Source organism: Salinisphaera sp. RV14, assembly GCF_052044135.1.
Taxonomy (GTDB): domain Bacteria; phylum Pseudomonadota; class Gammaproteobacteria; order Nevskiales; family Salinisphaeraceae; genus Salinisphaera.
On the sequence record NZ_JBQDYF010000002.1, the window covers coordinates 129,177 to 148,990 of the forward strand.

At 66.1% G+C, this 19,814-nt stretch carries 17 protein-coding genes; 7 read left to right on the forward strand and 10 right to left on the reverse strand.

Annotation, left to right across the window (positions count from 1 at the left end; all coding sequences use genetic code 11):
* Positions 1–972: a Nudix family hydrolase gene (locus tag ACS8Y6_RS03470; protein WP_440854971.1), complete on the forward strand. Its 972-nt coding sequence runs from the start codon at positions 1–3 to the stop codon at positions 970–972.
* A gap of 59 nt (positions 973–1,031) precedes the next feature.
* Here ACS8Y6_RS03470 and ACS8Y6_RS03475 read toward each other — a convergent pair whose 3' ends face one another.
* The 8 genes from ACS8Y6_RS03475 to ACS8Y6_RS03510 form a co-directional block, all read right to left on the reverse strand.
* Positions 1,032–1,247 (reverse strand): DNA gyrase inhibitor YacG, encoded by a 216-nt coding sequence (locus ACS8Y6_RS03475; RefSeq protein WP_440854972.1) that lies wholly within the window; start codon positions 1,245–1,247, stop codon positions 1,032–1,034.
* A 173-nt stretch (positions 1,248–1,420) separates the two neighbouring features.
* Positions 1,421–2,191, reverse strand: a complete 771-nt coding sequence (zapD, locus tag ACS8Y6_RS03480; RefSeq protein ID WP_440854973.1) for a cell division protein ZapD — start codon at positions 2,189–2,191, stop codon at positions 1,421–1,423.
* 97 nt (positions 2,192–2,288) lie between these two features.
* Positions 2,289–2,930 (reverse strand): dephospho-CoA kinase, encoded by a 642-nt coding sequence (gene coaE, locus ACS8Y6_RS03485; RefSeq protein WP_440849433.1) that lies wholly within the window; start codon positions 2,928–2,930, stop codon positions 2,289–2,291.
* A gap of 94 nt (positions 2,931–3,024) precedes the next feature.
* A complete protein-coding gene (locus ACS8Y6_RS03490) occupies positions 3,025–3,900 on the reverse strand; it encodes a prepilin peptidase (RefSeq protein ID WP_440849432.1) in 876 nt (291 codons plus the stop codon).
* Positions 3,900–5,126 (reverse strand): type II secretion system F family protein, encoded by a 1,227-nt coding sequence (locus ACS8Y6_RS03495; RefSeq protein ID WP_440849431.1) that lies wholly within the window; start codon positions 5,124–5,126, stop codon positions 3,900–3,902. The genes ACS8Y6_RS03490 and ACS8Y6_RS03495 overlap by 1 nt, the downstream gene beginning before the upstream one ends.
* 30 nt (positions 5,127–5,156) lie before the next feature.
* On the reverse strand, positions 5,157–6,536 hold the full coding sequence (locus ACS8Y6_RS03500) for a sigma-54-dependent transcriptional regulator (RefSeq protein ID WP_440849430.1): 1,380 nt from the start codon (positions 6,534–6,536) through the stop codon (positions 5,157–5,159).
* Positions 6,533–8,134 carry a sensor histidine kinase gene (locus tag ACS8Y6_RS03505; RefSeq protein ID WP_440849429.1) on the reverse strand — a complete coding sequence of 534 codons (1,602 nt, stop codon included), beginning with the start codon at positions 8,132–8,134 and terminating at the stop codon, positions 6,533–6,535. Before ACS8Y6_RS03505 ends, ACS8Y6_RS03500 begins: the two co-directional genes overlap by 4 nt.
* On the reverse strand, positions 8,131–8,346 hold the full coding sequence (locus tag ACS8Y6_RS03510; RefSeq protein ID WP_440854974.1) for a hypothetical protein: 216 nt from the start codon (positions 8,344–8,346) through the stop codon (positions 8,131–8,133). Before ACS8Y6_RS03510 ends, ACS8Y6_RS03505 begins: the two co-directional genes overlap by 4 nt.
* A 195-nt stretch (positions 8,347–8,541) precedes the next feature.
* Between ACS8Y6_RS03510 and sucC the strand changes: the two genes are divergently transcribed.
* The 4 genes from sucC to ACS8Y6_RS03530 all read left to right on the forward strand — a co-directional run bounded on the left by sucC (position 8,542) and on the right by ACS8Y6_RS03530 (position 13,736).
* Positions 8,542–9,705, forward strand: coding sequence for an ADP-forming succinate--CoA ligase subunit beta (gene sucC, locus ACS8Y6_RS03515; RefSeq protein ID WP_440849428.1), 1,164 nt, complete (start codon positions 8,542–8,544; stop codon positions 9,703–9,705).
* 52 nt (positions 9,706–9,757) lie between these two features.
* The gene (gene sucD / locus ACS8Y6_RS03520; RefSeq protein WP_440849427.1) at positions 9,758–10,627 is read left to right on the forward strand and encodes a succinate--CoA ligase subunit alpha; all 870 of its coding nucleotides are present in this window, start codon (positions 9,758–9,760) and stop codon (positions 10,625–10,627) included.
* Positions 10,628–11,662: 1,035 nt separating this feature from the next.
* Complete coding sequence (locus ACS8Y6_RS03525) at positions 11,663–12,109, forward strand: GFA family protein (protein ID WP_440849426.1); 447 nt, start codon at positions 11,663–11,665, stop codon at positions 12,107–12,109.
* A 10-nt stretch (positions 12,110–12,119) separates the two neighbouring features.
* Positions 12,120–13,736: an NAD+ synthase gene (locus tag ACS8Y6_RS03530; RefSeq protein WP_440854975.1), complete on the forward strand. Its 1,617-nt coding sequence runs from the start codon at positions 12,120–12,122 to the stop codon at positions 13,734–13,736.
* Positions 13,737–13,814: 78 nt separating this feature from the next.
* Here ACS8Y6_RS03530 and ACS8Y6_RS03535 read toward each other — a convergent pair whose 3' ends face one another.
* Positions 13,815–14,735, reverse strand: coding sequence for an outer membrane protein assembly factor BamD (locus ACS8Y6_RS03535; RefSeq protein WP_440849424.1), 921 nt, complete (start codon positions 14,733–14,735; stop codon positions 13,815–13,817).
* A gap of 145 nt (positions 14,736–14,880) precedes the next feature.
* Between ACS8Y6_RS03535 and rluD the strand changes: the two genes are divergently transcribed.
* Together rluD and pgeF are read left to right on the forward strand one after the other, a co-directional pair.
* Positions 14,881–15,855: a 23S rRNA pseudouridine(1911/1915/1917) synthase RluD gene (rluD, locus tag ACS8Y6_RS03540; RefSeq protein ID WP_440849423.1), complete on the forward strand. Its 975-nt coding sequence runs from the start codon at positions 14,881–14,883 to the stop codon at positions 15,853–15,855.
* A 5-nt stretch (positions 15,856–15,860) separates the two neighbouring features.
* Positions 15,861–16,595, forward strand: a complete 735-nt coding sequence (gene pgeF, locus ACS8Y6_RS03545; protein ID WP_440849440.1) for a peptidoglycan editing factor PgeF — start codon at positions 15,861–15,863, stop codon at positions 16,593–16,595.
* 120 nt (positions 16,596–16,715) lie between these two features.
* Here the strand turns inward: pgeF and uvrA are convergent, their stop codons facing one another.
* On the reverse strand, positions 16,716–19,664 hold the full coding sequence (uvrA, locus tag ACS8Y6_RS03550) for an excinuclease ABC subunit UvrA (protein ID WP_440849422.1): 2,949 nt from the start codon (positions 19,662–19,664) through the stop codon (positions 16,716–16,718).
* Between the last annotated feature and the right edge of the window lie 150 nt (positions 19,665–19,814).

Below are 19,814 nucleotides of genomic sequence, written 5' to 3' on the forward strand. Positions count from 1 at the left end.
ATGACATCCCAAGCGCGCGATGTACTGGATATCGCGGTCGGTGTGCTGGTCGATGCGCAGGGCCGGGTCCTGATCGCACAACGCCGGCCCGATACCCCCGGTGCCGGCTACTGGGAGTTCCCCGGCGGTAAGCGCGAAGCCGGGGAGACGCTACTCGATTGCCTGGCCCGCGAGCTGGCCGAAGAGATCGGGGTGACCGATCTGCGTGGTGAGCCGCTGATTCGTTTTGCCCACGATCGCGGCCCACGCCCGGTCCGCCTGCATGTGTGGCGGCTCCATGCCTGGACCGGCGAGCCGGGCGGACGCGAGGGGCAGAGCGTGCGCTGGGTCGCGCGCGACGCGCTCGACGAGATCGAACTGCTGCCGGCGACGGATGTCATCCTGGCCGCGCTGGCGCTGCCGCGGCATTATCTGATCACGCCGCGTCTGACCGGCGCCGATCGCGATGCCTGGTTCGCCGCGCTCGACGAAGCGCTGCGGCGGGGAACGCGGCTGTTGCGCCTGCGCGATCCGGATCTGTCGGCTACGCGCTATGCGCGGCTGGCCGCCGCGGTGATTGCGCGTGCGCATCGCCACGGCGCGCTGGTGTTGCTCGATCGCGATGCGGATATGGTCAACGCGCTCGGTGCCGACGGTCTGCACTGGAGTGCGGCGCGCATCGCCGCCGCCCGGGGCCGGCCCGTGGCACGCGAGCTCTGGTTCGCGGCCTCGGCCCATGATGCCTCGGAACTCGACGCCGCGATCGCGGCGGGCGCGGATTTTGCCACCGTCTCACCGGTCGCGGTCACCACGACGCATCGCCAGGCCGAGCCGCTGGGCTGGCCCGGGTTTGAGAACCAGCGCGAGGACCGCGCCTTGCCCGTGTATGCGCTCGGCGGCCTGGAGATCGCCGATGAGGGCGATGCACTGGCACACAACGCGCAGGGCATTGCCGCCATCCGCGGGCTGTGGCCAGGAGCTGCGGACGCCTGAGCGCCGCGCGACCGGCTATTTATTACGCCAGGCTCCCGCCGCCGCGCTTGCGCATGCCTTCAATGCGTGGGCTCGTCCTGGCCGTAACCGGCCAGTTGCAGCGATGTCGTATCGGCCGAGCCGTCCCGGCCCGGAATCCGGTTGGATTCGTCGAGCCAGTCCCCGAGATCGATGAGCTTGCAGCGACGCGAACAGAACGGCCGGTAGGTATTCTGCGGCGTCATGTCGACCGGTTCGCCGCACTGGGGGCAGGGAACGTGTTGTTTCGTAGTCATGACGGAAAGCGTAGCGAACAAAACCCGGCCATGGGAACCCGGCGTTGCCCGTGACCGCCCGGGGCAGGCACGCGCGCCCGGCAAGGCGTGTCGAGCGCCGCGTCAGCGCGCCATTGGCAACGCGGCGCGGCTGCAACGGGCGCGGGGCGACACGGCGCGTGCATATGCAGCCCCTAAAACCGACAGCAGGCCATGCGGAAGGCGACGCTGTGCTCGGTCTGTCGCAAGTGCAGCTGGCTGTCCTGGTAGCGCATGAAACGCACGGTGGCCCGGTGCCGTCCGCCGCTGATCTCGGGAAATACGCCCGGGTCGTCCAGTAATACGCGGATCATCTGCGTGCCGGTGGCGGTGTTGTGCACGAGTACGCCGCCCTCGGCGACCTCGGCGGTCGGCTCGGCGCTGTCGCGCAACAGTCGCAAGAGCAATTGCACGCCACGCTCGACCGGTTCCACGCGCTGGGACCAGCGCGCAATATCGTCATCGATGGCCTCGTCGTCCTGGGCCAGCCAGTGATGATAGGCCGGTAGATCGAAGCTACAGGTGCCGCCCGGGATGGCATGGCGGTTGTTGAGGCTGTTGAGCAATTCGTTGTCGCGCAGTTGATAGGAGGCGAACTGCGGCGGAATCTGCGCCATCTCGCGCGCGATCGTGTCCAATTTCGTCAGAATGCCGGTGAGCGCGCTCTGGTCGATGTCCTCTCGCTCGCTCAGCTGGGACAGGTTCGTGCGGCGCAGTTCGAGTTCCTTGCTCACCTGGCCGCGGATATCGTGACGCGACATGACGTTCAGGATATCGAGCAGTGCATCCAGCGTGGCACGGCGGCCCCAGGCGCTCGCGTCGGCGCGATGGTGGCGCAGGCGGGCGGTCAGGTGCTCGATGCGCAGGAAGGTGCGTATCCGTTCATTGAGCGGTTGTTCGTAACAGAGCACGCCGTCATCGGTCACGCGGGCCTCCCGTGTCCAAATGTCGACGACAAGTCTATGCCGCCGGGGCCGCCACGCAAAGCCGCGACCAGGACCGCGCCGGTGACAGCAGGCCTGCCTACCCCGGCAGGTGCAGCGGCGGCAGGTCGGTGATCTCGCCGCGGGCCAGGCGCTGGTAGCCGGCATGCAGGGCGGCGGCAAGGTCGGCGATGTCCTTGCGCGGCCCGGTGTTGATGAGCACGTCGTCGGCGTATTCCAGCCGCTCGGTACGCGATTCCTGCGCCGCGATCATCTTGCGCGCCAGGCTGTCGTCGATTTCGTCGCGCCCCTTCAGGCGTTCCAGTTGCACCGGCTCCGGGGCATCGATGACGAGCACGCGGTCGACCAGGTCCAGCATGCGCGATTTGACCAGCAGGGGCACCACGAGGATGCAATAACCGGAATCCACGGCATCGCTCTGGCGCGTCAGTTCGCTGCGAATGCGCGGATGGGTGATGGCTTCGAGATCGCTGCGGGCGTCGTCGTCGTCGAACACGATGCGGCGCAGGGCATGCCGCTTGAGCCGGCCCGCCTCGTCCACGATATCCGCGCCGAATCGCGACACAATCTCTGCCAGCGCGGGTTGCCCGGGCGCCACGATTTCGCGGGCGACGGTATCGGCGTCGATGATGGTCACGCCGAGGCGTTCGAAGGCCGATGCCACCACGGATTTGCCGCTGGCAATGCCGCCGGTCAGGCCGACACGAAGTTTACGACTCATACCCGGTCTCCACGAGCGGTTCGAACGAAGTTGCGGCCGGCGGCCGTTTTGTCATCAATCTGTCGCCGATGACCGTTAGCGTCGAACACAGGCACTAGCGCAATCCCGAAAACGTCAAATAGGCGTGCAGGATTGTATCGCCTGCGACCAGTGCCAGCCAGCCGCCGAATGCGAGCCACGGGCCGAACGGCATGGCGGCGCCCCGCGGCAGCCGTCCCGAGGCGATCAGCGCGCCGCCGACCAGCGCGCCGCCCAGCGACGCGGCCAGCAGGGCGAGCGGCAGTTGCGCCCAGCCCAGCCATGCGCCGAGCGCGGCCGCGAGTTTGAAGTCGCCGTGGCCCATGCCGATCTTGCCCGTGGCCAGCCGGAACCCCTGGAACACCGCCCACAGCACCCCGTAGCCGGCTGCCGCGCCGACGATGGCATCGGTCGGCCCGGGTGCGGTTGGCGCCAGCTGCACCACGCTGACCAGCAGGCCCGCCCAGAGCAGCGGCAGGGTGATCGCATCCGGCAGCAGCTGGGTGCGGAAATCGATCGCGGCCAGGGTCAGCAGTGTCCAGGACACGGCGACCATGCAGCCGCCCCAGGCGGTCGCGCCGAAGCGCGCGACCGCGAGCACGGCCAGCAGCGCCGCGGCCGTCTCGATGGCCGGATACTGCAACGAAATCCGCGCGCCACAGGCCGCACAACGCCCGCGCAGCATGAGATAGCTGACGACAGGCAGGTTGTGCGCGGCCCGAATCGACGTTTGGCAGCGCGGGCAATGCGAGCGCGGCACCGCCAGGTCGAAGCGCGCCGCCTGCGGTTCGGGTCCGGGCTGTTCGAGGATGTCCGCGGCGTCGCGGCGCCAGCGTGCTTCCATCATGGCCGGCAGGCGCCGAATCACCACGTTGAGGAAGCTGCCGACGACCAGACCGATAACGGCGACCGCGATATAGACGAACGCGGGCGGCAAGCCGGCCAGGCCCATCAGACCACCGACCCGAGCTTGAAGATGGGCAGATACATGGCAATCACGAGCCCGCCCACCAGCACGCCGATGACCGCCATGATCATCGGCTCGAGCAGGGACGACAGACCGTCCACCTGGGCATCCACCTCCGACTCGTAGAAATCGGCGACGCGGCCGCACATGGCATCCAGGGCGCCGGCCTCTTCGCCGATCTTGATCATCTGATGCGCCATGCTCGGGAACCGGCCAGTGTTCGCCATGGCGAGCTCCAGGCGCTGGCCGGATTCCACCTGCCCGCGCATCTGGTGGATCGCTTCCTCGAAGGCCACGTTGCCCGCGGCACGGGCGACCGAATCCAGTGCCTCCACCAGCGGTACGCCCGCCGCGAACATCGTGGCCAGTGTGCGCGAAAAGCGGGCGACGGCGGCGTTGTCGACGATCGGACCGACCACGGGCGCACGCAGCAGCACGCGATCGAGTGCGCGCCGGAATCGTCGCGATCGCCGGCGCGCGGTCACGAAACCGTAGCCGGCGCCGAACACGACGGCGAGAATCAGCCACCACCAATGCTGCACGGTTTCCGACAACCCGATCACCATCAGCGTAAACGCCGGCAGGTCCGCGCCGAAGCCGCGAAACAGCGACTGGAACTGCGGTACCACGAAATACAGCAGAATGCCCATGACGATAATGGCTACGATGATCACCGCCGTCGGATAGAACAGGGCCTTGCGTACCTTGGTCTTGATCGCCTCGGTCTTTTCCTTGTAGGTGGCGATCTTGTCGAGCAGATCCTCGAGCGTGCCGGAGCGCTCGCCGGCCGCGACCAGGTTCACGAACAGCTCGTCGAAGTAACGCGGATGACGGGATAGCGCCTCGGCCAGCGGCAGCCCCGATTCGATGTCCTCGCCGATGGCGTTGACGAGCTCGGCCAGGCTCGGATTCGAGGCGCCCTTGGCCACGATGTCCAGCGACTGCACCAACGGCACCCCGGCGCCCAGCATGGTGGCGAGCTGGCGCGAGAGAATCGCGATATCGCCGGCCTTGATCTTCTTCTTGCGCTTGCCGCCGATGCCGAACAGTTTCGTCTGCTTGCGTACGCGCAGCGGGTTGATGTTCTGGCGGCGCAGGGTGGCGCGCACCATGGCCTCGTTCGGGCCCTCGGTCTGGCCCTTGACCCGGGTGCCGTTGCGGTCGGTGCCGATCCAGAAGAACGTATGGTTTTCGGTGCGTGTTTCTGCCATGAGGCCTCTTCGCCGCCGGGTATGGCCCGGCTATTCCATGCCCAGTTTGGCCAGGCGATAGCGCAGTGCCCGGAACGTGATACCCAGCCGCTGCGCGGCCTTGGTCTTGTTGTAACGGCAGGCCTCCAGCGCGCTTTGAATGCGCTCGCGCTCCAGGGCCTCGAGCTGGCTTTCCAGGTCGACGGATTCGTCGGGCGCCATGTCGGCCGGATTCGAGGCCACGGCATCGGCCAGCGGTGAGTGCAGCCGCAGGTACTCGCGCTCGATCAGTGGCGATTCGGCCAGGGTCACGGCGCGTTCCAGAATGTTTTCCAGCTCCCGGATATTGCCGGGAAAGTTGTAGCGCATCAGCGCAGCGAGCGCCTCGTCGGTCAGCCGGGGCGTGCGGTCGAGCCGCATCTTGCGTGCCAGGCCGGCGAGGATGCGGTCGGAAAGTGCCGGAATGTCCTCCGTACGCTCGCGCAGCGGCGGCACCTTCACCTCGATGACATTCAGCCGGTAGTACAGATCCTCGCGAAAACGACCGCGCGCCACCTCGATCGACAGATCGCGATGGCTGGCACTCACGACACGAACGTCGACCGCTGTTTCCATGGTCGCGCCCACCGGCCGGATCGAGCGCTCCTGGATCGCGCGCAGCAGCTTGACCTGCATCGCCAGCGGCAGATCGGCGATCTCGTCGAGAAACAGCGTGCCGCCGTCCGCCCGCGCGAACAGCCCCGGCGTGTCGCGTGTCGCGCCCGTGAACGCGCCGCGCAGGTAGCCGAAGAATTCCGATTCCATCAACGCCGCCGGGATCGCGCCGCAGTTCACCGGCACGAACGCGCCGCTCACGCGCGGGCCCTCGGCATGGATCATGCGCGCCACCAGTTCCTTGCCGGTACCGGATTCGCCGGTGATATAGACCGGCGCCTGGCTGCGTGCCAGCTTGGCGATGGTCTCGCGCAGGCGCGCCATCGCCTCGGTCTGACCCACCAGCCGGGGCGACACATCCAGCGAGGGGTGGGGCGGGGCGTCGTGCTCGAGCCCGGCCAGCTTGAGCGCCTGGGCAACCAGGGCCCGCAGCCCGGCGACATCGATCGGCTTGGAGACGAAATCGAAGGCGCCCGCCTTGAGGCTGGCCACGGCCGCCTCGGCGCTGCCGTAGGCGGTGATCACGGCCACCGGGCAGCTCTTGGCCCGGTCATTGATGTGTCGGACCAAGTCGATGCCTTCGCCGTCCGGCAGGCGCATGTCGGTCAGACACAGATCGAAGTGTTGGTCGTCGAACCGGCGCCGGGCCGTGGTGAGATCGGCGGCCGCCACGGTCTCGATGCCCATCCGGCCGAGCGTGATTTCCAGAAGCTCGCGGATGTCGGCCTCGTCGTCGACGATCAGGGCGCGTGCGGCGCTCTGGACTGCGGCGTTCATGAATTCGGGTCCTCGTCAATCGTGCGCGGCAACAATATACGAAAGCAGGCCCCGCGCGCGTGGTTCATTGGGATGAGACGGGCGCCGTTGGCCTCGCAGAGTTCACGCGCGATGTGCAACCCGAGGCCGGTGCCGTCGGCCGCGGTGGTGAAGAACGGTTCGAGGATGCGATCCAGCAGATCGGGGGCGATACCGGGCCCGTCATCGACGATATCCAGCACCAGGTTGCGGTTGGCATCGATATGCGCGTGAAGCTCGATCCGGGGCGCGCGATCACGCCGCGCATGCCGGTTGCTGTTGTCCCACAGACTGAACAGGACCTGGCGCAACTGACTCGGATCGAAACGTATGCGGTGGAATGGCCAGTCGCCCAGTTGCGAAAACTGCGGCGGGTCGTCGCGGGTCTCGCGATAATCGGCGACCATCTCGGGCACCCAGGCGGCCAGTTCCAGGATGCGCGGCTGTTGCGCGGAGCGCCGGGCCAGACCCAGCACGTCCGAGATGATGCGGTCGATGCGCTGACAATGGCGATGGATCATGGCCAGCAGCCGGCGGTCGTCCGCGCCCAGTCTCGGTGATTCGGCCAGCAGCTGCTCGGCGTGACTGATTGCGCCGAGGGGATTGCGGATCTCGTGGGCGATGCTCGCGGTCAGCCGTCCGAGCGACATCAGCTTCATCTGCTGTGCCTGCTCGCTGGCGCGCCGCGCATCGTCGAGAAAGATCAGGGTCGGCGTCTCGTCGCCCCCCAGCGCCGAGAACTGCGGCTGCAACGGACGCCCGGCCACCTCGATCAGCGGCGGGACGGCATGCCGACTGCGCCAGGTGGCGAGTGTTTGGGTCAAGGTCGGCGGCAGGTCGGTAAGCGTTGCCGGGGGCGATTCGGCGTCGGAGTAGTCGAGCAGTTCCAACGCGGCGTGGTTGAGAATCTGAATCCGGTCGTCGGCGTCGACGACGATGGCGCCGGTCTGCATGCGATCGATGATGCGCCGGTTCAATTCGGCCATGTCGCGCGCCTGGCTGGCATGGCTGGCCGCCGATGCATCGCTGACCCGGATGCGGCGGGCCAGGCCGTAGGCCATGAAGGCGGTGGCGAAGTACAACGCCCCGAGAATGCCGGCTTGAACGAAATCGGTAGGGGCGTCGGCGAGCTGCCAGTGCCGCAGAATCTCCTGGCCGATCAAGCCCAGCGCCGCGAGCGCGGCCAGCAGTCCGGACAGGCGCGACGGCAGCAGAATGCCGGCGGCGGCCAACGGTGCCAGCAGCAGCATCGCCAGCCCGCCCGAGGCGCCGTTGCCGCTGAAGCTCGCCAGCACGATCATCACCACATCCACCAGGATCTGGACGAACAGGTGCACCGCCAGCCGGGGCCAGTGCACCAGCGCGGCCCCGGCCAGACATACCGCCAGTGCCAGATAGGTCAGGCAGACGGCGCGGAACAGGCTGGGAAAATCGGGCGCGAACAGGCCGTGGCCATTGCCGGCGCTGAGGGTGGCGACCAGCCCGAAGGCGATCGCGCTGCGATAGAACGACAAGGTGACCGCGGACCGCCAGGTCGTGCCCGTATGCACGACGTGCGCGCGCCGAGCGTCCCGATTCATGCGCTTTCGTCGTGGCTCTGGCAGCAATAGCCCCGGCTATCGTGACGAGCCAGGCGCCGATCGAGGTAAGCGCCGCAAACATGGCAACGCACGGTCGGCGTGAACGCGGCGCGCTTGTCGGCCTTATCATCCACCGGACGGCGCGGCAGCGCGCGACGCAGCACGAGCCAGACGGCGCCGATGGCGCATAGAATCAGAATCAGGCGGGCCATGACCTTGGCGTTGTTGTCGTCCCCACCCGTGCAGCATACCCAAGCCGTGCGCCGGTCACGAGCAATTCATGGCCGGGGTGAACGGCGATGAACCCGCGCCGTATGTCGGGGCCAAGTTGTGATCGGTGCCGCAAGACGCGACAATGCGCGCCGCTTTCTTACGTTTTTCAGTTTGTTTGCAATCGAGGCGATCCCATGAACGTTCACGAATATCAGGCCAAGGAAATCTTCGCACGCTTCGGCGTGCCGGCCGGCGAGGGCAAGGTCGCCCGCTCGGCCGATGAAGCCGTGTCGGTGGCCAAGGAACTCGGCGGCGAACGCTGGGTGGTGAAGGCCCAGGTCCATGCCGGCGGGCGCGGCAAGGCCGGCGGCGTGAAGCTGGTCGACAGCGTGGACGAGGTCAGGAAGGTCGCGTCCGAGATGATCGGCTCGAGCCTGACCACGCACCAGTCCGGCGGCGTGGCACTGCCGATCAATGCGGTCTACGTGGAAAAGCCGGCCGATATCCAGAACGAACTGTATCTTTCGGTGTTGGTCGATCGCGCGACGCGCCGCGTGACCTTCATCGCCTCGCCGGAAGGCGGCATGGACATCGAGGAAGTCGCCGAATCCACGCCGGAGAAGATCACCCAGATCGCCATCCACCCGGCGGCCGGCTTCCAGGCCTACCAGGGACGTCAGCTCGGTTTCTTCCTCGGGCTGGACAAGAAGCAGGTCGGCGAGTTCGTCAAGGTCATGAAGGGCCTGTACGACATGTTCATGGAGACTGACGCCTCGCTGGTCGAGATCAACCCGCTGGTCACCACCGGCGATGGCGGCCTGGTCGCGCTCGACGGCAAGCTGAATTTCGACGACAACGCGCTGTTTCGGCATAAAGAGTTTGCCGACATGCGCGACATCACCCAGGAAAACGAGCGCGAGGCCCAGGCCGCCGAGCACGATCTCAACTACATCCAGCTCGACGGCAACATCGGCTGCATGGTCAACGGCGCCGGCCTGGCCATGGGCACCATGGACCTGGTCAAGCTGCACGGCGGCGAGCCGGCCAACTTCCTGGACGTCGGCGGCGGCGCCACCACTGAGCGCGTCACCGAGGCGTTCAAGCTGATCACCGCCGGTGAAGGCGTCAAGGCCATTCTGGTCAATATCTTCGGCGGCATCGTGCGTTGCGACCTGATCGCCGAAGGCATCATTACCGCGGCCAAGGACGTCGGCATCAACGTACCGGTGGTCGTGCGCCTGGAAGGCACCAACGCCGAGGAAGGCCGCAAGCTGCTGGACGAATCCGACTACGACCTCATCGCCGCGCAGGACCTGACCGACGCGGCCAAGAAGGTGGTCGCCGAGGCCCGCGGCTAGGCCCCGGCCCGTCATCGATCGTCCCAGGATTTACCGAGCAGGATTTTAAGACATGAGCATTCTCGTCAATTCCGACACCAAGCTGATCGTCCAGGGCTTCACCGGCAGCCAGGGCACCTTCCACTCCAAACAGTGCATCGAGTACGGCACGAACATCGTGGGCGGCGTCACGCCCGGCCGCGGCGGCGAGACCCATCTCGATCTGCCGGTGTTCGACACCTGCGCCGAGGCGGTTCGCGAAACCGGCGCCAACGCCACGATGATCTACGTGCCGGCGCCGTTTGCCGCCGATGCCATCCTCGAGGCCGAGGCCGCCGGCATCAAGACCATTATCTGCATCACCGAGCATATCCCGGTGCTGGACATGCTGCGTGCCCGCGCCGTGCTGGATGATTCCGAATCCGTGCTGATCGGCCCCAACTGTCCCGGCGTGATCACCCCGGGCGAGTGCAAGATCGGCATCATGCCGGCGCATATTCATCAGAAGGGCAAGATCGGCATCGTCTCCCGCTCCGGCACGCTGACCTACGAGGCTGTCTTCCAGACCACCCACAACGGGCTCGGCCAGTCGACCTGTGTCGGCATCGGCGGCGATCCGATCCACGGCCTCGACTTCACCGACGTGCTCGAAATGTTCGAGAACGACCCGCAGACTGAAGGCGTGGTCATGGTCGGCGAAATCGGCGGCACTGCCGAGGAAGAGGCGGCCGAGTTCATCAAGCACCACATGAAAAAGCCGGTTGTGGCTTATATCGCGGGTGTGACCGCGCCCCCCGGCAAGCGCATGGGCCATGCGGGTGCAATCATCTCGGGCGGCAAGGGCACGGCCGACGACAAGTTCGCCGCACTCGAAGCCGCCGGTGTCGCCACCGTGCGCTCCACCGCCGAAATCGGCACCAAGATGGCCGAAGTACTGGGCTGATCGCCCGGGCGCTTCCGCCTCTATCGAGCCGGCATCGCATGCTGCGGTGCCGGCTTTTTTGTGCGTTCGATACAGCGCGGTGGCTTATCGAAAAGGTCAGTCCGCAAATGAACGCGAATGACGCCAATGGCGGCGAACTGGCTTAGAGACTCTATTGAATCGGGGCACCATCGGTATTCGAGCTCTGTTCTCCGGGACTTGTCCGCAGATCAACGCAGATCAACGCAGATGCACGCAGATGGCGGTTGGTCGTTGGGCGCGCCGGATCGCTCAAGGGCGCCAAGTATGTCCTGCGCTCCGTTCATTGACGAAATCTTCGAATATATGAGTTCAGATCAGCTCAACTCTTTGGTTCGCGCCTCGAGTCGTCTACGCCACGAAAGCAAGACCGCATCTGCGTGCATCTGCGTTGATCTGCGGATAGTCTTTTTAAAGGAACAAAATCACCAGGCCCAACCGCGCCCCAGACCAGCCATTTCGAGAATTCCGGACCGCCATTGGCGTCATTCGCGGACCAGATTTCTTCGACGACGATCTACAGGCCGACCGCACCCCACTCGCGGATTTGCGTCCATGTCGGATTATCCGACTTACACGACTTTGCCGGGCTTCGTTCCGCCAAGAACACGAAACGGTCCGCAGATCGACGCAGATGCACGCAGATCGCGGTTGATCAGTGAGAGCGCCGGATCGGTCGCGGGCGCGATAGCCCTTGCAAGCTTCGGTCGTTGATGAATTTTCCACCTATCGGTTCCGGCCGGCTCGGTCGCCGATTAGCGTCTCGGATCATCCATGCCACGAAAATTAAACCGCATCTGCGTTTATCTGCGTCGATCTGCGGACAAATGTCTTAAAAAAACTAAGCGATCGACGGGTAACGCCCGACATGCTGTTGCACCCACGGCATGCAGTGATCGGTAGAATATGCGGCCTGTTATTTCGGTACGGATCGGCGGGCCCGGTATTGTGCCGGGGCGACGCCGCGCCGGTGGGCCCCAGACCTGCGCGGTCCGATGCCCATACGGAGCTTTTTCCTTGGCGACCGTCTACGAATTATCCTGCGACTGCGGTGCGACCCGCCTCGTTGCGCGCGGCGCACCGAGCCGCAGCACGTTCTGCCACTGTGAGAGCTGTCGCAAGCTCTACGGGGTGGAACTCCTGTCGGCCAGCGCCTGGCCCAATGAATCGGTCAAACGCACGGTCTCGGACGATGCGACGCTGATCGGGCATCGGTTGGCCGGCCGGCGCATGTGGCGCTACCACTGCTCCCACTGCGGCCGATTGATGCACGGGCGCAACCGGCGCGGGGAGATCGTAATCCCCAACGAACGCTTTCGCGACGCCGCCGGCGGGCGCCTGCCCGATGCGGTGAAACCGGTCGCGCACCTGTTCTACAACCAGCGCGTGCTTGATATCGCGGACAATCTGCCCAAACATGCCGGCGACAGCGGGGATGCCGTCCCCGAACCCACCGAGGGATAGAGGACTGACAATGAGCGATTCTTCGCTACGCGTGGCCATGGCCCAGCTCAATGTATGGGTCGGGGACATCGACGGCAATGCCCGCCAGATCATCGAGGCCGCCGAGACCGCGCGCGATCGCGACGGGGCGGATATCGTGGTCACGCCCGAGCTGGCGCTGCTCGGTTATCCGCCGGACGATCTGCTGCTGCGCCGCGGGCTGCCGGCGGCGATCGACGCCGCGATCGAGCGGCTGACCCGTGAGCTTTCGGGCATTACCGTCGTGATCGGGTATCCCGAGTATGTGGACGGTGCGATTTACAACGCGGCGCTGGTGGTGCGTGACGGTGAACGCATCGGGAATTATCGCAAGCAGTGTCTGCCGAATTACGGCGTGTTCGATGATCGTCGTCACTACGAGCCCGGCGATGCCGCCTGTGTGTTTGACCTGGCCGGCCATCGGGTCGGCGTAACGATCTGCGAGGATCTCTGGGAAGAAGGCCCGACGGCGCAAGCCGCGGCAGCCGGCGCCGACATTCTGGTCAATCTCAATGCCTCGCCATTTCATGTCGACAAACAGAGCGAGCGCGAGACGTTGCTGGCCCGGCGGGCGCAGGCCAACGGTCTGGCGATCTGTTATATCAACAGCGTCGGCGGCCAGGACGAACTGGTTTTCGACGGGCGCTCCTGCGCAGTTGATGCCCAAGGGCGGATCATCGCGCGCGCGCCGGCCTTCGAGGCCGGTGTGTTCGGCGTCGATTGGTCGCCGGTCAACGCCCGCGGCGAGATTGCCGAGCTGCCGAGCTCCGAAGCCTTGATCTACGATGCGCTGGTGCGTGCGACGCGCGATTATGTCGATCGCAACGGTTTTCCCGGCGCGTTGATCGGTTCCTCCGGCGGCATCGATTCGGCACTTGCGCTGGCCGTGGCCGCCGATGCGCTGGGTGGCGATCGGGTCTGGGCCGTGTCGATGCCGTCGCGCTATACCGCCGACATCAGCAATGTGGATGCCGCCGACCAGGCCGAGCGCATGGGCGCCCGCTACGACGAAGTGCCGATCGAGCCGGGATTTGCCGCGCTGCTGGAAACGCTCGGCCCCATCTTCGGCGATCGGGCGGCCGACACCGCGGAGGAGAATCTGCAGTCGCGCATCCGCGGCGCGTTGTTGATGTCGATGTCGAACAAGTTCGGGCATGTCGTGCTGGCCACCGGCAACAAGTCGGAGATGGCGGTCGGCTATGCCACGCTGTACGGCGACATGTGCGGCGGGTTCGCACCGCTCAAGGATGTCTACAAGACCTGGGTCTACCGGTTGGCGAAATTCCGCAACACCCGCGGCGAAGTCATCCCGGCGCGCGTGATCACGCGCCCGCCCTCGGCCGAGCTGCGCGACGATCAGGCCGATACCGACACGCTGCCGGAATACGATGTGCTCGATCCGATCATCGAGGCCTATGTCGAGGACGGTGCCTCGATCGAGGATATCGTCGCGCGCGGCTTTGCCGAAGACGACGTGCGCCAGGCCGCGGGGTTGATCCGGCGTAATGAATACAAGCGCCGCCAGGCGGCCCCCGGGCCGAAGGTGACCCATCGCGCCTTCGGCCGCGACCGCCGCTATCCGATTACCGCGGTCTACGGCGACCTGTAGACGCGAGCGCCGATCAGGCCAAAAAAAGGCCGCGCGGGATAACCGGCGCGGCCTTTTTTACGTGCCGAGCTTAGCGTGTCAGCCGTTAGCGCTATCCTGCTTGCTGGAGGAGCCGTCGCCATTGGCCGATTTCTTGCCGACGGCCGGCGGGGCGCCCATGTCCGGCAGTTTGTAGTCCGGCTTGTCGCCGGCCTGCTGGCGATAGAATTCCTTGCGATGGAGCAGGTAGTTCGGATAAGAGACCTGCAGAACGGCGCGGGTGTCCTCTGCCAGATCGGGCAGGTTCAGCTTGGCGTAGGATTGCTCCAGGATCTCCAGTGCGCGCGGCACCGAGTCCGAACCCTGATAGTGCTTGACGATGCCCGCGGCGCGGCGGCTGGAGGCCACGTAGGCGCGGCGTTTGTAGTAGTACTCCGCGATATGCAGGTCGTGCGCTGCGACACGATTGCGGATATTGATCATGTGCAGCTGCGCATCCTTGGCGTAATCGCTGTTCGGATAGTTCTTCAGCAGCAGGCTGAAATCGTTGAATGCCTGCTTGAGATACTGGACGTTGCGCTTGTCCGGATTCGAGCCCAGCAGGCCCGGATTGTTGCGCGCATAGTTCGACAGCCCGCGCATGTAGTAGACGTAGTCGATGTGCGGATTGCGCGGATGCTGCTTGATAAAGCGATCGGCGGCGTCCACGGCCTGGTCGTAGTCATGCGCGTCGTAGTGCGCGGTGACCGTTTCCAGCTCCGATTGTGGCGCATATTTGGAAAACGGGAACCGGGCGCTCACCTCCGCGTACAATGGCAGCGCCTGGCTGGGCTGCCCGTGCATGAGAAAATCACGCGCCGACTTGTAGAGCCGCTTCGCGTCCGCCGATTTGAGCTTGTGCCCCTGGCGGTCGGTCAGTGGTTTCTTGCTGTAACCGGTTTCGTCGATCCCCTTGTCGGAGGCGCAGCCGGCCATCACCAAGGTGACGATCACGCCCAGCGCGAGAACGATTTTTCGCATGCGAGCCCCGAAGCGCGTGACAACCGCGCGTTTTTGATATGCAAAACAAGGCCGAAGTATACCTATGAACCCGCGAATGAGTCATACGAATGCGAACCGCGGCCCCGCGCCGGCTGCCGCTTGAGCCGGCATGACGGGGCTGACCATGAATAACCACGCTGCCGATGCGCGCATCGAGCTGACCATTCCCGCCGAATATGCCGGCACGCGTCTGGACAAGACGCTCGCCGAGCTGTTGCCCGACTATTCGCGTTCGCGGCTCAAGCAGTGGCTGACCGGTGGTGACCTGACGGTCGACGGCGCCTCGCCGGCGCCCAAGACCGCGGTGGCCGGCGGCGAGATCGTGCGCCTCGCCGTGCCGGACGAGCCGCACGACGCCGAGGTGGCGCCGGAGCGCATCGCGCTCGACATCATCCACGAGGACGACGCGATCCTGGTGCTCAACAAGCCGGCCGGGCTGGTCATGCATCCGGGCGCCGGCAATCGCGACGGCACGCTGCAGAACGCCCTGGTGGCCCACGACGCGTCGTTGGCGGCGCTGCCGCGCGCCGGCATCGTGCACCGGCTGGATAAGGACACCTCCGGCATCCTCGTGGTGGCCAAGACCTTTGCCGCGCACAAGCAGTTGGTCGACGATCTGGCCGAGCGCACGGTCAAGCGCGAGTACGAAGCCGTGGCGGTGGGCGTGATGACGGCCGGCGGACATGTCGATGCGCCCATCGACCGCCACCCGGTGGATCGCAAGAAGATGGCCGTGCGCGAGGCCGGACGGGAGGCGGTGACCCACTACCGTGTGATCACGCGCTATCGCGCCCATACCCATATTCGCTGCCAGCTCGAGACCGGGCGCACGCACCAGATCCGCGTGCATCTGGCGTACGCTCGTTATCCGCTGCTGGGCGATCCGGTTTATGGCCGCCGGCTCAGCGTGCCCCGGGGGTCCAGCGACGGGTTTGCCGAGGCGCTGCGCGGGTTTCGCCGTCAGGCCCTGCATGCGGCGACCCTGGGCCTGACCCACCCGGCAACCGGCGAGGCCATGCAATGGAGCGCGCCGCGGCCGGCCGATTTCGAGCGTCTGCTCGCCGCCCTGGCCGCGGACGCGGCGGAGCACGGCCAGTGAACCCGATGCGCGATTTCCTGGCTGCGGACTGGCCCGCCCCCGGTCATATTCGTGCCGGAACCACCTTGCGCACCGGCGGGGCGAGCGCCGCACCGTTCGCCAGCCTCAACCTCGGCGCGCATACCGACGATGCGGCGCGCGCCGTGAACGACAATCGCGCGCGCCTGGCCACCGCACTTGCACTGCCGGCCGAGCCGTCCTGGCTGGCACAGGTCCATGGCACCACGGTGGCCGATCTGGATGCCGGTCATGCCGGCCCGGCGGACGCCGCCGTGACCTCCCGCGCCAACCGCGTGCCGGCCGTGCTCACCGCCGACTGTCTGCCGGTGGTGCTATGTGATACGCGCGGCACGTGTTGGGCCGCCGCGCATGCGGGATGGCGCGGGTTGGCGGCCGGCGTGCTGGAAGCCACCGTTGCCGCGATGGCGGCAGAGCCGGGCGATCTGCTGGCCTGGATGGGCCCGGCGATCGGCCCGGAAAACTTCGAGGTCGGCGCCGATGTGCGCCAGGCTTTCGTCTGTCGGCATGCCGAATCCGCGCGCATGTTTGCGCCAAAGGCGAAAGCGGGTAAATATCTAGCTGATATTTACGGGCTGGCCCGGTTGCGGCTTGCATGCGCGGGCGTCACACGCGTGTTCGGGGGCGGGCTGTGCACGGTGGCGGCGCCGGAGCGTTTCTATTCCTACCGACGCGACGGCGCAACCGGTCGGATGGCGACGCTGATCTGGTCGGCCCGCTGATATCGGGCGGGGCCGCATGCACCAGACCCATATCGGGTGAAGCTGCAGTTTTCCGCCGCGAGTCGGCCCGACGCGATTCCGCCGCCGGCGCCTGCGGCCGGCAGCGGATGACGGCCCGCGTCAGCTGGCGGTGGCGTTGTTTTTCGGCCGGCCGGGCGACTTTCGGGTTTTCTTCTGTTTTTTCGGCGGCAGCGCCAGGTCGCGCTTGTCGCCGGCGGTGTTGTGGCCGGTGCCGGGCCGTGTATCGCCCAGCATGGGTTTGAGGAACTGTCCGGTGTGCGATGCCGCAACCTCGGCCACATCCTCCGGCGTGCCGGTGGCGATGATCTCGCCGCCGCCCGCGCCGCCTTCGGGGCCGAGGTCGATCAGCCAGTCGGCGGTCTTGATCACATCCAGATTGTGCTCGATCACGACCACGGCGTTGCCGGCCTCGCGCAGGCGCAGCAGGACCTCCAGCAAATGCTTGATGTCGTGGAAGTGCAGGCCGGTGGTCGGTTCGTCCAGCAGATAGAGCGTGCGGCCGGTATCGCGCTTGGACAGCTCGCGGGCGAGCTTGATGCGCTGGGCCTCGCCGCCTGACAGCGTGGTCGCGTTCTGGCCCAGCTTGACGTAGGACAGGCCGACGTCGATCAGCGTATCCAGCTTGCGCTTGAGGCTCGGCACCGGGGCGAAGAACTCGGCGGCTGCCTCGACCCGCATGTCCAGTACCTCGGCGATGGTCTTGCCCTTGTAATGGACTTCCAGCGTTTCGCGGTTGTAGCGCGCGCCGTGGCAGGTCTCGCAGGTGACGTAGATATCCGGCAGGAAATGCATTTCCACCTTGATCACGCCGTCGCCCTGACAGGTTTCGCAGCGCCCGCCCTTGACGTTGAACGAAAACCGCCCCGGCTTGTAACCGCGGGCCCGGGCTTCCGGGGTGTTGGCGAACAGCTCGCGGATGGTGCCGAACAGGCCGGTATAGGTGGCCGGATTGGAGCGCGGTGTGCGCCCGATCGGCGCCTGGTTGATATCGATGACCTTGTCCAGATGCTCCAGGCCGTCGATCGCGGTCACCGGCGCGGCGCGCGCCACGGCCCGATTGACCTGACGCGCGGCGGCCGGAAACAGGGTCTCGTTGATCAGCGTCGACTTGCCCGAGCCGGACACGCCGGTCACGCAGGTGAGCTGGCCCATGCAGAATGCGGCATCCACGTTCTTGAGATTGTTGCCGCGCGCGCCGCGAATCCGGATCTGGCGTTGACTGTCGTAGGCAATGCGTTTTTCCGGAATCGGAATGGTCAGCCGGGACGACAGATACTGGCCGGTCAGCGAATCCGGGTGCGCGGCAATCTCGGCCGCCGTGCCCTGGGCGATGAGCTGGCCGCCGTGATCGCCCGCGCCCGGGCCCATGTCGACCACGTAGTCGGCCTCGCGGATGGCGTCCTCGTCGTGCTCGACCACGATCACGGTATTGCCGAGATCGCGCAGGCGCTCCAGCGTATTCAGCAGGCGGCGGTTGTCGCGCTGATGCAGGCCGATGGACGGTTCGTCCAGTACGTACATCACGCCCACCAGACCGGCGCCGATCTGGCTGGCCAGGCGAATACGCTGGGCTTCGCCGCCGGATAGCGTCTCGGCGGATCGTGACAGCGTCAGGTAATTGAGGCCAACGTCCAACAGGAACTTCAGCCGCTGGTTCACTTCCTTGAGGATCGGCGCGGCGATTTCGGCGCGATGGCCCGGAATGTCGAGATTCTCGACGATTTCGTAGGCGCCGGAAATGCTGGCCGCGTTGATCTCGGGCAGGGTCTTGTCGGCCACCCGGACATGCCGTGCCGCCTCATTCAGACGCGCGCCGTCGCAGGTCGGGCAGGCCTTGTCCGACAGATACTTGGCCAGTTCCTCGCGTACCGCCAGCGAATCCGTCTCGGCATAGCGGCGTTGCATGTTGTCGAGCACGCCCTCGAAGGCATGCTTGCGCACGCGGGTGCGGCCGCGCGCATTGACGTAGCGGAACTCGATCTTCTGGCCGCCGGAGCCGTTCAGGATCACCTTGCGGGCCTGGTCCGGCAAATCGCGCCAGGGCGTGTCCACATCGAAGCCATAGGTTTCGGCCAGCGACTCGATCAGGCCGAAGAAATACGGGTTGCGCCGATCCCAGCCGCGTACCGCGCCGCCGGCCAGGCTCAGCGTGTCGTCGGTGATCACCCGATCCACGTCGAACACGCTCTGCGAGCCCAGGCCGTCGCAGGTCGGGCAGGCGCCATGCGGCGAGTTGAAGGAAAACATCCGCGGTTCCATGTCGTTGATGGAATAACCGCAGACCGGGCAGGCGAACTGCGAGGAGAACACCTCGGGCTCGCCATCGCCGCGCCAGGGCATGATCCAGGCGATGCCTTCCGACAGGCGCAGCGCGGTCTCGAACGACTCGGCCAGGCGCTGCTGGATGCCGTCGCGTACCTTGAAGCGATCGACCACGACTTCCAGGTCGTGTTTCTTCTTCGGATCGAGTTCGGGCACGTTCTCGTCGAGCTCGATGACCTCGCCGTCGACCCGCATGCGCACGAAGCCCTGGCCGCGCATCTGCTCGAAGATCTCGCGATGCTCGCCCTTGCGCGAGCGGATCACCGGGGCGAGCAGCATCCAGGCCGATTCGGCCGCCTTGGTCAGCGTCTGGTCGACCATTTCCGACACGCTCTGGGCCGCCAGCGGCTCGTCGTGGTGCGGGCAGAAGGGTGTGCCGGCGCGCGCGAACAACAGGCGCAGGTAATCGTGGATTTCGGTAACCGTGCCCACCGTCGAGCGCGGGTTGTGCGAGGTCGACTTCTGCTCGATCGAGATCGCCGGCGACAGCCCCTCGATGGAATCCAGGTCCGGTTTTTCCATCATCGACAGGAACTGGCGGGCATACGCCGACAACGATTCGACGTAACGCCGCTGGCCCTCGGCATAGATCGTGTCGAAGGCGAGCGACGACTTGCCCGAACCGGACAGGCCGGTGATCACGATCAGCTGATCGCGGGGCAGGTCGACGTTGATGTTGGCGAGATTGTGCGTCCGCGCGCCGCGGATGCGGATATGACTTTCCATTAATGGCTGCATCGGACAAGGTCAACCGCTGAGTATACCCAGTGCGGCAAGCGCGTCGTAATTCGGGCAACCCCGACGCTGTGCTATCTTTCGCGGCCCAGGGGGCGCCGACGCGCCTCAGTCGCCGGACGCGTTGGGCACGACGCGCCA